General features: G+C 42.6%; 12 protein-coding genes and 2 pseudogenes. 9 read left to right on the forward strand and 5 right to left on the reverse strand.

Annotated elements, in window-relative coordinates:
* Positions 1-2: 2 nt before the first annotated feature.
* Both IM507_RS17570 and IM507_RS17575 read left to right on the forward strand, forming a co-directional pair.
* Positions 3-524: a hypothetical protein gene (locus IM507_RS17570; RefSeq protein WP_002755170.1), complete on the forward strand. Its 522-nt coding sequence runs from the start codon at positions 3-5 to the stop codon at positions 522-524.
* A 192-nt stretch (positions 525-716) separates the two neighbouring features.
* On the forward strand, positions 717-2,570 hold the full coding sequence (locus tag IM507_RS17575) for a peptidoglycan D,D-transpeptidase FtsI family protein (protein ID WP_069474182.1): 1,854 nt from the start codon (positions 717-719) through the stop codon (positions 2,568-2,570).
* Between the two features lie 1,057 nt (positions 2,571-3,627).
* Here IM507_RS17575 and IM507_RS17580 read toward each other — a convergent pair.
* The gene (locus tag IM507_RS17580) at positions 3,628-4,383 is read right to left on the reverse strand and encodes a PEP-CTERM sorting domain-containing protein (protein ID WP_190537912.1); all 756 of its coding nucleotides are present in this window, start codon (positions 4,381-4,383) and stop codon (positions 3,628-3,630) included.
* Positions 4,384-5,278: 895 nt separating this feature from the next.
* Here IM507_RS17580 and IM507_RS17585 point away from each other — a divergent pair.
* The 3 genes from IM507_RS17585 to grrA all read left to right on the forward strand — a co-directional run bounded on the left by IM507_RS17585 (position 5,279) and on the right by grrA (position 7,825).
* Complete coding sequence (locus tag IM507_RS17585; protein WP_287637414.1) at positions 5,279-6,448, forward strand: PQQ-dependent sugar dehydrogenase; 1,170 nt, start codon at positions 5,279-5,281, stop codon at positions 6,446-6,448.
* An 88-nt stretch (positions 6,449-6,536) separates the two neighbouring features.
* Positions 6,537-7,436: an extracellular substrate binding-like orphan protein GrrP gene (gene grrP / locus IM507_RS17590; RefSeq protein WP_002773743.1), complete on the forward strand. Its 900-nt coding sequence runs from the start codon at positions 6,537-6,539 to the stop codon at positions 7,434-7,436.
* Between the two features lie 14 nt (positions 7,437-7,450).
* Positions 7,451-7,825 (forward strand): GrrA/OscA1 family cyclophane-containing rSAM-modified RiPP, encoded by a 375-nt coding sequence (grrA, locus tag IM507_RS17595; RefSeq protein ID WP_002736677.1) that lies wholly within the window; start codon positions 7,451-7,453, stop codon positions 7,823-7,825.
* Positions 7,826-8,109: 284 nt separating this feature from the next.
* Here the strand turns inward: grrA and IM507_RS23725 are convergent.
* A pseudogene (locus tag IM507_RS23725) lies at positions 8,110-8,323 on the reverse strand (transposase); the annotation flags it as partial.
* A gap of 140 nt (positions 8,324-8,463) precedes the next feature.
* Positions 8,464-8,656, reverse strand: a pseudogene (locus IM507_RS23730) (transposase); the annotation flags it as partial.
* Positions 8,657-8,924: 268 nt separating this feature from the next.
* On the opposite strand from IM507_RS23730, the gene IM507_RS17605 reads away from it, so the two are divergent.
* From IM507_RS17605 to queC, 3 genes are read left to right on the forward strand one after another with little or no spacing between them, the layout of a single operon-like run.
* Positions 8,925-9,242: a hypothetical protein gene (locus IM507_RS17605; protein WP_287637417.1), complete on the forward strand. Its 318-nt coding sequence runs from the start codon at positions 8,925-8,927 to the stop codon at positions 9,240-9,242.
* Positions 9,239-9,601 (forward strand): hypothetical protein, encoded by a 363-nt coding sequence (locus tag IM507_RS17610; RefSeq protein WP_002735719.1) that lies wholly within the window; start codon positions 9,239-9,241, stop codon positions 9,599-9,601. The genes IM507_RS17605 and IM507_RS17610 overlap by 4 nt, the downstream gene beginning before the upstream one ends.
* Positions 9,601-10,278 (forward strand): 7-cyano-7-deazaguanine synthase QueC, encoded by a 678-nt coding sequence (gene queC, locus IM507_RS17615; RefSeq protein ID WP_002742134.1) that lies wholly within the window; start codon positions 9,601-9,603, stop codon positions 10,276-10,278. The genes IM507_RS17610 and queC overlap by 1 nt, the downstream gene beginning before the upstream one ends.
* 39 nt (positions 10,279-10,317) lie before the next feature.
* Here the strand turns inward: queC and IM507_RS17620 are convergent, their stop codons facing one another.
* Positions 10,318-10,890, reverse strand: coding sequence for a manganese efflux pump MntP (locus tag IM507_RS17620; protein ID WP_002738103.1), 573 nt, complete (start codon positions 10,888-10,890; stop codon positions 10,318-10,320).
* Between the two features lie 576 nt (positions 10,891-11,466).
* On the opposite strand from IM507_RS17620, the gene IM507_RS17625 reads away from it, so the two are divergent.
* The gene (locus tag IM507_RS17625) at positions 11,467-12,423 is read left to right on the forward strand and encodes a branched-chain amino acid ABC transporter permease (RefSeq protein WP_287637416.1); all 957 of its coding nucleotides are present in this window, start codon (positions 11,467-11,469) and stop codon (positions 12,421-12,423) included.
* Between the two features lie 111 nt (positions 12,424-12,534).
* Here IM507_RS17625 and IM507_RS17630 read toward each other — a convergent pair.
* Positions 12,535-12,718 (reverse strand): transposase (locus tag IM507_RS17630; RefSeq protein WP_287636875.1); only part of this gene is annotated, 184 nt, incomplete at its 5' end.

Genomic DNA, 12,718 nt, shown 5'->3' on the forward strand with positions numbered 1-12,718 from the left:
TCATGTCTGCTGCCCATAATTCTTATATTCCCCTTCCCGTTTCTCGCCCAAAAAGCCAAGGCAGTCAGCCTCGTCCCCAGTCACCAGTAAATCAGACGACCCCAACAGTAAAACCGACGACTAAATCGGTGGTGAGAGTTCCCGTGGCCCCAACACAAAAACAATTAGCCTCGCGTCAATTACGTTTCCTTTGCCTCCTAGAAAGAATAGTAGCTGTGATTACTTTTTGTCTGTTGGGTTCGACTCTGGGAATATATGCTTGGACGGTATATATTCCCAAGGTTTGGGACAAAGAATTTGGTAAACTGGAAACACTGCAACGTCACGAGCGCAATCTTTTGGCTACCAATGAAACCCTTAAACATCAACTAGCTGAACAAGCAGAAAAACCCGAAACCGGATTAACTCATCCCCAACCCTTCCAAACTATCTTTTTACAGCGTAAATCGGCTCCTAACCTGAAACAGTATCCCGCTTCTCAATCCCAATCTACCGTCAATTCTCAACCCAGAAGTGCCTATTAACAGTTATCAGTTATCAGTTATCAGTGGGTAAGTTAAAAGTTATCAGATGTGAGTTGTTAAGTGTGCAGTATTAAATAGAAGTTTCCTACTGTCTTTTTACCGATCACTGATTACTATTTACTGATCACTGTTTACTGATCACTGATCACTGATCACTGTTTACTGATAACTGATAACTGAAAGATACTGCTCATGACTGACACAAAAAGACCCCAATTTAGAAGCAAAGAAACTCGATCGCCCTCGGGCAGGATTCGGGACAGAAAGTCCTATTTAAACGACAAAAAACGGCAACAACAGTCAAAAAAAATGCCTGTGAGTAACGGGCGATTGATGGCGGTGTGGTTGATTTTAGTCATGGGTATTGTGGGTTTAGCCTGGCGATTGTACCAATTACAAATAGTCCAAGCGCAGGAATTGCAAAAAAGAGCCAGACAACAGCAAACTACCAGTATTAGACCCTATATTCCCCGGCGGGCGATCGTCGATAGTAATGGTAATGTTTTAGCGACTGATCGCTTGATTTATACTCTTTATGTACACCCAAAACTGTTTGCTATTCCCCCGGCAGAAGTGGCTGATAAATTAGCTCCTTTATTAAATATTCCTACTAATCAACTGATTCAAAGATTTAAAGAAAAAGAAACAGGAATTCGTTTAGCCAATCAATTAACCGAATCCGTGGCTAGGGGCTTAAAACAATTATCTCTTGATGGTGTAGAATTAGAGGAAAAATACGCTCGTTATTATCCCCAAGACGATGTGGCAGCCGACGTGATTGGCTATGTAGATAAAGAACATCGTGGCCAGGCAGGATTAGAGAGAGGTTCCAGTCAGTTATTAGAAAGAGATCCTTTTTCTGTCAATACAAGACGCATGGGAGACGGGCGAATTTTACCGGCTTTTGTTCCCGATGGTATCTTTCAATTTGATGAATTACAGTTAGAAGTAACCCTCGATTTAAAACTACAAAGAGCAGCCCGGACGGCCTTGCGGGAACAGCTAAAGAAATTTAATGCTAAACGGGGAGCTGTCATCGTCATGGACTCCCTTGATGGTTCTCTTTTAGCCCTAGTTTGTGAGCCAACTTTTAACCCCAATGAATACTATAAAGCCAATGTGGCTCTATTTAAAAATTGGACCGTAGCCGATCAGTACGAACCGGGGTCAACTTTTAAACCAATTATTATCGCCCTGGCCATGGAAGCAGGGGCAGTTAAAGCTAATACGGTAGTCAATGATCCGGGGGCGATTACTGTCGGTCCCTGGACGATTAAAAATGCCTCTAAACAGGGTAATGGGGCGCTAGATATGGCCCAAGTTCTGCAAACCTCTAGTAACGTGGCTATGGTGCAAATTGCCCAAAAAATGAGGCGAGTTGATTTCTATAAAAGTTTATTAGGATTGAAAATAAATCAAAGGGTTGGTGTAGATTTACCCGGAGAAGTGGCAGGATATCTCAAACCCGAACCAGAATTTCTGGATAATGCCATTGAATCGGCCACCGCTTCCTTTGGTCAAGGTTTATCCCTAACGCCTTTAAAATTAGTACAATTGCACGGTGCGCTGGCCAATGGTGGCACCCTGGTGACTCCCCATGTGATCAAAGGATTAGCCGACGACCGCGGCCGTTTGCACTGGCGGCCCGATTATCCCAGCAAAAAAGTCTTTTCTCCCACCGTGGCCCGGCAAGTGGTGGAAATGATGGAAACCGTCGTTAGCAAGGGGACGGGGGTAGCAGCCCAAATCCCTGGTTATCGCATCGGAGGTAAAACGGGAACCGCACAAAAAGCTAGTCCGACGGGGGGTTATCTACCTAACGCCAAAATTACCAGTTTTGTGGCGATTTTACCGATCGAATCGCCCCGTTATGTGGTTTTGGTGGTGGTGGATGAACCCAAGGGTGCGAATACTTTTGGCTCCACTGTGGCCGCTCCCGTGGCAAAAACGGTGATGAATACGCTCATTTCCCTCAAAGGTATCCCCCCCACCTACAAGGTCGTTCCGGCGGGTTCTGCGACCAATAAACCCCCGCGGCACGATTAATTTAAGTCTTGAGGAGAAAAGCCGCTAAATTGTCCGGTAACTCCCATTCTAAATAGGGTCTGCTGAAAAAGTTTTTCGTGGGTGTGGGGTGTAGGGTTTTACCGATTTTGAGGTAGTCAGTTATCTAATTTGGTTCTTCGGTTTGTGTTATGCAATGGACGGGGGTTATAAGGGATGAAACCCTTATAGAAACAGACATTACCGCAATTTTTGTCAATTGTTTGCGATCTGGAGCGAACTAATCAATTAAGTCTCTTGCCAGATAAGGATTTAGTCGATTTATGCCCCCCTATCGAACCATACCAAGTAACGAAGAACCTCTAATTTTCAGGGAAAAAGTGCCTAATTCTCCCCCCCGATCCCTCCCATATCTGGCACTTTTTGATTTCAAAAAAGCCTAAAGATATTATCCAACAAGGTTTTTAGATTTATTCAGCAAACCCTAAATAGGGTTTAACTATTTTGGGTGTTGCCGATTTCAGAGCCAATGGGAGAGTCGGTGGTCGGTCAAAGAGACACGCTCTCACGCGGTAAACAGCCTAAACTCTGGCCAGTATTGGAGCGGGTGTAGGGGTTCCAAGTTCCTAACTCCCGGGAGGAAGGACCACAAAGATAAGAGCACTCTAAATCGCTCAATACCCCGCAGAGCTGCGAACTGTAACTCGACTTTTTCAAGATAAGAGAATCGAGCAATTATTGGGAGAAGAAATAAAAACCGATTATATCATCATTGATATAATCGGGAGAGTCATGGATGACTTCAGAATTGTTGAATGATAGCTTCATAAAGTAAAAAAGCGACTGTCATATCACATTCCAGTCACATCTAACTTAATAATTGCTATTGTCATGATGCTAAACTCCTTTGGGAGGATTGTCAAAACAATCTTAAGAAGTTTGAGAGGGTTAGGGATAGCTCTCCAGAAGATTTAGTGGGGGAATCAGTGGCCGGAAAGCTTCATACCCCTAATTCGGTTAAATTAAGTACCTAAGCAAAATTAATTACAAATCTAAGCCGTCTCCCGTCCTGACTAGGAAATTAATTTTGCACGACTACTTATTGTTTTTGTCGTAACTTTGAAGCGATTCCCAACAGTCCGAAACCTAGCAATCCTAATATAGCGGAAGGTTCGGGAATGTCGGGAGTAGCGTCAAGGGTTATATTATCGAAACCTACCTGGGATCCATTTGAGGTCAGAACAATTCTTAAGTCCCCTGAAGGAAGAGTGCCGATACCTGCAGTGGTATAGCTAAAGCTGACATCTGCGAAGTCTCCAAGATTGGGAATAATATCATTCTTAGAGGCTAGAAGGTTAGCTCCGGCGTAAAGTTGGATATTGTATAAGCCCGAAAAGGTACTGACGATTCTTCTGCGTCCCACAGACGCGCTCAAAGTATATTTCGTGTCCGCTTGCAAAGTTGTTCCGGTAAGTGTCTGGGAGATAGTTCCCCCGTTACTGTAGGCTATTTGATTTCCATTAGGAGCCCCAACCCCTGGATTGTAAAAAGTGTTATTAAGGGTAGTACCATTGGTGAAAGCAAAATTCTGAGCTTGGAATGGATTAAGAAGCCCCGTCTGCGCCGAACCTGTTGGGGTTACCACCCAGCCAGTGATGGTATTATCGTTGGTAAACCCCTGTGGGGCAGTGATGATCGGGGCTTCAAAGCTGTTATTCGCTACGGTAAGAAGTGCAGCCTTAACTTGCCCCTGCGGAACAATTACCAAAAAAGAAGATGCGATCGCTATCTTGAATAATCCTAGCTTATTGCTGCCAGCAAAAGACATTAATTTCGCTAATATTTTTTGAGTCATAATGTTGACACTCCAAAGGAAAAATCGGAAATCACTCTCGGCTCATCATAGCAACACCTCAAACTTTTAGCAACACCAAACAGTAGGGTGAGAGCATCTCAAAAGCTATTGACAATTGGCCAATTTTGTGATCCGCTTGCTGTGTGGGCATTTCAGGTGATACTAGTCAATCAGAATAGTCACGAAATCTTCATATTTGGTCAATTTTTGCTTAACAATTGAGATGGCCAATTCTCCTCAAATATGCCTGAATCGCTCTCTGAGTAAGCAACTCAGATAAAGTTCATTTTGTTAAGGACTGTTAAGATGCGCTTACCCTGCACCCAACAATGATTGATAAGAGTCAATTTTGACTTTCTGTCTAATCTGCCTTTCTTCCTTGTTGTGACTCGCTTATAAGTTTTTGGGGATGTCTATTGATTGACCATAGAAATACTTGGCTCTTCTAGGTTCTGTGTGATAAGTTTAACTCACATAGGATCGATCGATCTTTGTGTTCTTTGTGTCTTTGTGGTTAGTTCCACCCCCTCGCTAGGAGGAATGTATCTTAGAATACATTTTACCCACCAAACCTGGGAGAGCCAATACTTAAGAATACTAATAGATTGAACGTTTAGGCTCCACACCCATGAGATTATACTAGAAACAAGCCATAGCCTGTGAAGAATAATGTTCCAAGAACTCGAAGCCATATTTGATGGGACAGTGCTTGAACCTGATGTTCCCTTAAAGCTAACGGTGGGTACGAGGGTAGGAATTCTTGTGGAGAGCGCATTGCCTAATCAAGTCAAACCGTCTAAAACATTTCTTAAAACTGCCCGGTTTCTAAAATTGTAGGGTGAACCTGATTAGTCGGAGAAAATTGACCAATATTTGTCTGGGGAGTTACCAACTAATGCTTACTTCTCTTAATCGCATTTTCTCGCCTATAGTATCTGGCGTTTTGCTTACCATAATTATCTCCAGTTGTCAAGGTGCAAATGTATTAACTTCGGCGAATAATTCCCAGACCAATCAATGGCAAAAAGTGACCGTAATCGAGGGTTTAGAGCATCCCTGGTCGATGGTTTGGCTACCTAACGGGGAAATCCTGATCACAGAGCGTCCAGGTCGTTTAAGGGTGGTTAGAGAGGGCAAACTGGACCCAAAAGCCATCCCTGGAGTTCCCGAAGTTTTTGCAGTCGGACAAGGAGGACTGCTGGATGTGGCAATTCATCCCCAATTTGCCCAAAATCGCTGGATTTATCTAACTTATGCCCACGGAGACCAGGAGGCTAATCGTACCCGCGTCGCTCGTGCGGTTTATGATGGTGCAAGTTTGCGAGATCTGCGGGTTATTTTTGAAGTTTCCCAGACAAAAACCGGCTCTCAACACTTCGGTTCGCGGTTATTATGGCTACCAGATGGCACTTTATTGGTAGCAATTGGGGACGGGGGTAATCCTCCCCTACAATTAGCGGGAGATTTAATTAGAAAACAGGCACAAAATCGGCAAAGTCATTTAGGTAAAATTATCCGCATCAATGACGATGGTTCTATCCCGAAAGATAATCCTTTTGGGGGTTCTAAAATTTGGAGTTATGGTCATCGGAATATTCAAGGAATCAGCTTTGATCCGATGACTAAACGAGTCTGGGCAACCGAACACGGAGCGAAAGGAGGGGATGAATTAAATTTAATTGAAAAAGGTAAAAATTACGGTTGGCCAGTGGTTTCTGCCAGTCAAGAGTACGGCACTAATAACCCAGTTTCCCGCGAAGAATCTCGACTAGGTCTGATCGATCCGAAAACAATTTGGACACCTGCGATCGCTCCTTCGGGATTGGTCTTTTATACCGGTAATCGCTTTCCTAATTGGCAGGGAAATTTATTCGCCGGTGGCTTAGTTTCCAGAGATATTCGCCGTCTGGAAGTGGATAAATCGGGTGAAATTATCAATCAAGAAGCGATTCCCATCGGTCAGAGGGTGCGGGATGTGCGTCAAAGTCCTGACGGATTTTTATATCTGCTCACCGATGAAGGTAACGGTCAATTAATTCGCATTGAACCGCCATCTAATTTGTAAAAGTTCACAGAAATTATTATGGAAACCCTGAAGATTTTTTAGCGAATTCTAGTATAGTTATGTTTGTACGGGAGCAAGCACTCGATTTATGAAGAAAATTTTACAGTTAGTGGGACTGGGTTGCATATTACCTATGTTCCTCGCCAGTGCAAGTTTAGCGGAAACAGTGGTGGAAAAAGTGGCTCGCACGGGATTTTTGACCGTAGGAACCCGTTTTGATGCGATTCCCTACTCCTACGTCAATGATAAGGGGGAATTGGTCGGCTATTCTATGGATGTGTTGGAACGAATTAGAAAACGATTGGAAACTCGTCTCGGTCGTCCCGTCACCCTGCAAATGATTGAAGCTAACCAACCCGGAGAGAAAATTAATCTCATTCGTAGCGGGGACATCGATATCGCTTGTAGTACGGCTTTTACTTGGGAAAGGGCGAAAGTTGTCGATTTTTCCATCAGTTACAGCATTTCTGGGATTAGGATTTTAGCCAAAAAAGGTAGCAATCTCTCCACTCCTCAATCCCTAATCGGTAAACGCATCGCCTTGGTTCCCACTTCTGCGGCCGTGGATGTGATTAAATTAGTACAACCGCAAGCGACAATTGTTACCACCTACAGCACCGTAGAAGAAGCGATCGAAGCTTTAAAAACCGGTAAAATTGACGCCATAGCGGGGGATAGCATTTCTTTAGCGGGAACAATCCTCAGAGATAACCCTAAAATCTACGAAATCGTCCCCGAAGAAGCTCTAGCTAATTTTGGCATTGCTTGCATGGTTCCCGAAAATAACTCTACTTTTTTGGATGATGTCAACTATGCCATTGTTAAAATGATGCAGGATTACATCACCAATGATACGGCCACCGTTAGTCAAATCGATCGCTGGTTCGGTAGTCAAGGCCTGGTTCCCATCCCCCCAGAATTATTAAAGGGGTTTTTTGCCTTCAAAGTTATCGAACACGCCCAAATTAATCCCCAAGAAGCCAAATAGGAGCATAAATTCAGGTGAATATCAGCAATAAAACTGGTTTAGTCGGCTTTCTTCTCGCTTTATCTGCCTTCGGTCTGACTAGCACCGCTCAGGCCGCCTCAGACGAGGCTAATCCCATTGAAGCGCGTTTAAGTCGTCTATCTAGCGCTGTACGCGAACGAGTTAACCAACTGCCGGAAGGTACTGCCGATCCTAGTTTACAAGCTTTAGGCTGGGGAGATGGTGGCAATCGCGGTTGGGGGAATAGTCGTGTCGGTGGTTGGGTAGATGGTCGCGGTGGTAGTTTCGTTAATGCGCGGCCCTGGGGCAATGGTTGGTCTGACCGTGGTGGTTTCTTTAATTCCCGACCGCGCTGGGGTAATGGTGGCGGTTTCTTAAATCGTCGGTAAGTAGGTTGGGTGAGGGGATAACTTTATCCTTATTATCCTGGAGCATCTCATTTATGCAAGTGAGTAATTAGGGTTTGCGGCAAAAAGTACGGGCGAAGCATTCGGATAGAAAATCTCCGGTTTCACCGATAGGTTATGCCCAAATGCTTCGCCCCTACAGGACTCGGGCCGATGAAGACGCAAGGTTTTGAACGACGATTCTCTCAAAATCTTGCACCTGTTTCGGAAGAAAAGCCCCAAAACCCTTACTTTGCCTACATTTCACATTTATTCAGCAAGCCCTAATTACAAATACCAGGCAAATGCTTCCGGATCATACTGGCACTACTTTCATATAATATTCCGCTTTTCCAATTTTCTCTCAGCACCTCTGAACGTTCTACAACTTTGATAAGTTTGTCTAATTTCTTTTTTCATTTCCCAAGCTATTGCCAAGCAGGGATGTTCTTTCAAGATAACTTCTAGTTGTTGTTTTTGCTCGTCCTTTAAGTCCTCTGGCTCTTCTAGGTTCTGTGTGATAAGTTTAACTTACACAGGATCGATCAATCTTTGTGTCCTTTGTGTCTTTGTGGTTCCTTCCACTCGCTCGCCAGCAGGACTGTATCTTAGAATACATTTTACCCACCAAATCCAAAAGAGTCAAAACGGTCATAGATGATTTTAGCATTGGGAAATAATTCCTTGATCACTGCTGTAAATCCTGACCACATATCGACGCTCACTTCTTTCACCTTCTCCCGAACTGTTTCTGGCTGTGCTTTTAAGGATTCTCAATTCATCTTGCTTATGTCCTTTAATCACATCTAGTCAAATTTTCTTGTCCAGATCTACGAACATTGACCACTGTTACATTTGGTAAATCGAGGAGTTGATCAAAATTTATCCACATAACCCACCTCCTGTTCCGTGTTACTATTGTACCATGCTCACACAGAACCTAGAAGAGCCAAATGCGGTTGAGGAACTTTTCAACTTGTTAGCCGGCGAGCGTTCTCCACCTAGGGCTTAAGGATTACTTTATTCTCAATAATCCCTGCTTCTTACTGTGACTCATTACGCCTATCCTAACCAAGAAGTTAATTTTGTCCTATTACTTACTATGTCTAACAACAATTCTGAACAAGTAGTGCGTCGTGGTCGAGTTTTTCCGGAGATTCAATCTACAGAGGAAGAAAAGGCCAAACATCGCGCCCGACAATTAGAATTTTATCATCGTTGTTGGCCGATTTTTCAGAGTTTACAGCCCCGGTTAATGAAACATTACTATGGTTGGTACATTGCGATCGAACCCGATAGCGGCGATTATTTTATCGATCCCGATCAAGAAGTGGCCAGTAAAAAAGCAAGGGCAAAATATCCCGACAAAATCCATCATATCTTTGGCATTAATGAAACTGGAGTTAGTGGCAGAATATGATTGCAGGGAGATTTGGAACCAAAGGACAAATTTATTTTGATATTGATTTAGTTGGCGATGATGGATTGATTCTACCCGCAGAAGTTATGCTGGATACGGGTTTTACCGAGTTTTTAGCCATAAATAGTCAAGATGCTGACAGTCTTGATTGGCATTTTTTGCGACAAAATAAATTGATAACCGCCCAAGGAGAAGCATTTTTTGATATATATTTAGGCAGAGTAAGAATTGATGGTCAGGAATACGAAATTCCCGTTTTTGCAGGGGAGGCAATTCAGGAGATTTTGTTAGGTTCGCGGTGGCTAAAACAATTTATCTTAGTAGCTAATTATCAACAAACACAGGTGACATTAGGATAATGACAAAAAAGGCGATTATTTTACTTTCCGGGGGATTAGATTCAGCGACAACAGCAGCGATCGCTATAGCAGCTGGTTATCAATTAATTGCCCTTTCTTTTCGTTATGGACAAAGACACGAGCGGGAATTAGCAGCGGCGAAAAAAATTGCTAATTTCCTCAATATTAAAGAACATCATCTGATCGAAGTCAATCTATCTTTGTGGGGAGGTTCCGCTTTAACGGATCAATCTATTGCTATTCCCCAAGAGGGAATTAACCCGAATATTATCCCGATTACCTATGTGCCGGGGAGAAATACAGTTTTTATTTCGATCGCTCTTTCTTTAGCGGAAGCAAGGGCAGCGGAGGCGATATATCTAGGAATTAATGCAGTGGATTATTCTGGTTATCCCGATTGTCGTCCCCAGTATTTAGAGGCCTTTCAAACTTTAGCTAATTTATCATCGAAAGCGGGTTTAGAAGGTAAAGCACCCCAATTAATTGCCCCTTTGGTGATGGATAGTAAGGTAGATATCGTCCGTCGTGCTGTTAGTTTAGGGGTCCCCATTGCTGATACTTGGTCTTGTTATCAAGGTGAAGTTAAACCCTGTGGTTTATGCGATTCCTGTCGTATCAGAGATCAGGCTTTAATTGAGGCTGGTTATCCCGAATTAGCCACTCGCCTATGGAAATAGTCGGGGAAAATAGGGAGGATAGTGAAAAATGGAGATAATCTAGGCAATTAAATGTTCAATAAGGATTTTACTGCCGATTAATATTAAAACTAAACCGCCGAGAATTTCCACCTTTTGACTAAATAAATTACCGAATTTATGACCGATAAAAACAGCTATAAAACATAAAGCAAAGGTAATGGAACCGATAATAGTGCAAGCTAAAAGTAAGGGAGTTTTAATCATCGATAAACCCAAACCAACTACTAAAGCATCGATGCTAGTAGCGATCGCTAATCCGATTAAAGTATAGGAATCTAGAGGATTAAACCTTTTTTCCTCATCATCATTTTGAACAGCTTCGTAGATCATTTTACTGCCGATCACCCCTAAAATAATAAAAGCGATCCAATGGTCAAAAGAGGCGAAGAAATCCCGACAGGTTAGACCGATACCCCAACCGATCATCGGCATAATCGCTTGAAATCCCCCAAAAAACAAAGCAATTTTCAAAGCCTTATTAACATGAATATGACGAATCATCAGGCCACTGGTCAGAGAAACGGCCACGGCATCGGCGGCTAATCCCACGGCTACAAAAGAAATGGTCAAAAGTTCGAGTGAAGTAAACATCTATAGTTGTTTATCCTTTAATTTCCCCTTATCTTAACTAATTTTTCCTCAGAAAACTTTCATATTTGTCTCATGATCCTCTCATTTATCTATCATTTCTCTAACCTAAAAATTCACTGCTCGATTAGTGAGAGGAGCGAATTGAAAACGTTTAAAAGCACATTACTGGTTCCTCACCGATCGCCTGTACCTGATGGATTGCTTCTGGGGTAAAACTGATGCTATCCTCAGCTTCTAGGACTTTTTCGCCCGTTACTGCGATTTTATCGGGAAATTCAGCCAGAGGGGTCCGAGGAACCAGTTTGAGGAACCAGTTTTCGGAGTTAACTAACCAATGCTGCTGTTTCGTGAATTCCCCTGAATTTTTTCCCAGACAAAGTTAAGAAAGATACTTTTTCCCATCATCGATCATCCCGTCTGCTTTTCAGGTGGCGAACGCTACCCTATAGGAAAAGTACCAAGTAAAAAATTATGATAATTTCGAGAATTACCAGAGAATCAGAGGGGAGAAAACGGTGATAAAATTAGCTAATTGACTCCAGTAACTTAAACACCCAATAACCGCCCACCGAAAATATGGCTGATTTTCTTAACACCTATGGTTTTTTAATCGTTTCCATGATATTTGGAGCCAGCTTAGGCCTTTCAGTTTATCTGCCCTTAATGGCTGGTCAATTATCCTTAGCAACCCCCGGTTTTTACGCTTTAGGTGGTTATGTAGCCGCCATTCTTTCCACGAAAGTTTTTACTAATACCAGTAGCAATTATCCCCTTACTTTGGTCTTTTTAGAAATGTTAGTTGCTGGCATTATTTCAGGAATATTAGCCATAGTTTTAGGTATTCCTGTTCTCCGTTTGCGAGGTATTTATTTAGCTATTGCCACGATCGCCTGGGTAGAAATTTTGAGAATTATTGCCCTTAATCTCGAGATAACTGGTGGTGCAGTCGGTATTTTCGCCATTCCCCAACCTTTCACCACTCAATTAGCCTACCTTTGGCTGGCTTTGCCCCTCTTATTCCTAACTATGCTGTTTCTCTACCGGTTAGAAAACATCAAAATTGGTCGGGCATTTAATGCCATTCGTGCCGATGAATTGGCAGCTGCGGCTATGGGAATTAATCCCACCTATCACAAAGTTTTATCCTTCACTTTCGGGGCAGTTTTAGCGGCAGTTGTGGGGGCGGTAAGTGCCCATTTTCTCAATACTTGGAATTCCCGTCAAGGCACTTTTGATGCCAGTATTATTTTCTTGGCTTTCGTTTTAATTGGTGGTTCAAGAACTTTTATCGGTCCAGTGGTGGGAGGCATTGTTTTAACTGCTTTGCCCGAAGTTTTACGCGCCCTCGGCGGCGTGAATGGTTTACCAATTTGGTTGGGGAATTTCTTGCGCGATGGTCGTTTGATTATTTTTGGAATTTTAATTGTTTTGGGAACCATTTTTTATCCCCAAGGCTTAATCACATCTGAATTAATCAAAAAACTAATTCCTTTTAAAAGAGGTTCCTCTCCTAGTCAAGAAGTTGATTCCTAATTACAGCAGATATAATTGTTAATAAATAAGCGGGAAAATCAAAGGTAATTAATTATGGAACTTGAAGATTATTTCTTATTTTTCAGGCTCTTCGTTACTCTTTATGCTAAATCAACATACAAGATGCCAAGACAACATACTTCTAACCCAAAAGTTCCGAAAGTTTCTAAAGCCATAGGCTCTCCGTTTTATTAGTTTAAGTTTATTGTTGATTCCCTCGACCATCCCATTCGTTGTCCTTCGCTCGAAATAACTAATTATTTCTCCAAACCAGTTTCGGATTGTTTGACAACTC

Source organism: Microcystis sp. M20BS1, assembly GCF_020245305.1.
In the GTDB taxonomy this organism is placed as follows: domain Bacteria; phylum Cyanobacteriota; class Cyanobacteriia; order Cyanobacteriales; family Microcystaceae; genus Microcystis; species Microcystis ichthyoblabe_A.

Bases quoted from the DNA above. Each gene is read 5' to 3' on its own strand.
- IM507_RS17570 (WP_002755170.1), top strand. From the start codon at position 3: ATGTCTGCTGCCCATAATTCTTATATTCCCCTTCCCGTTTCTCGCCCA.
- IM507_RS17575 (WP_069474182.1), top strand. From the start codon at position 717: ATGACTGACACAAAAAGACCCCAATTTAGAAGCAAAGAAACTCGATCG.
- IM507_RS17580 (WP_190537912.1), bottom strand. From the start codon at position 4,383: ATGACTCAAAAAATATTAGCGAAATTAATGTCTTTTGCTGGCAGCAAT.
- IM507_RS17585 (WP_287637414.1), top strand. From the start codon at position 5,279: ATGCTTACTTCTCTTAATCGCATTTTCTCGCCTATAGTATCTGGCGTT.
- grrP (WP_002773743.1), top strand. From the start codon at position 6,537: ATGAAGAAAATTTTACAGTTAGTGGGACTGGGTTGCATATTACCTATG.
- IM507_RS17605 (WP_287637417.1), top strand. From the start codon at position 8,925: ATGTCTAACAACAATTCTGAACAAGTAGTGCGTCGTGGTCGAGTTTTT.
- IM507_RS17610 (WP_002735719.1), top strand. From the start codon at position 9,239: ATGATTGCAGGGAGATTTGGAACCAAAGGACAAATTTATTTTGATATT.
- queC (WP_002742134.1), top strand. From the start codon at position 9,601: ATGACAAAAAAGGCGATTATTTTACTTTCCGGGGGATTAGATTCAGCG.
- IM507_RS17620 (WP_002738103.1), bottom strand. From the start codon at position 10,890: ATGTTTACTTCACTCGAACTTTTGACCATTTCTTTTGTAGCCGTGGGA.
- IM507_RS17625 (WP_287637416.1), top strand. From the start codon at position 11,467: ATGGCTGATTTTCTTAACACCTATGGTTTTTTAATCGTTTCCATGATA.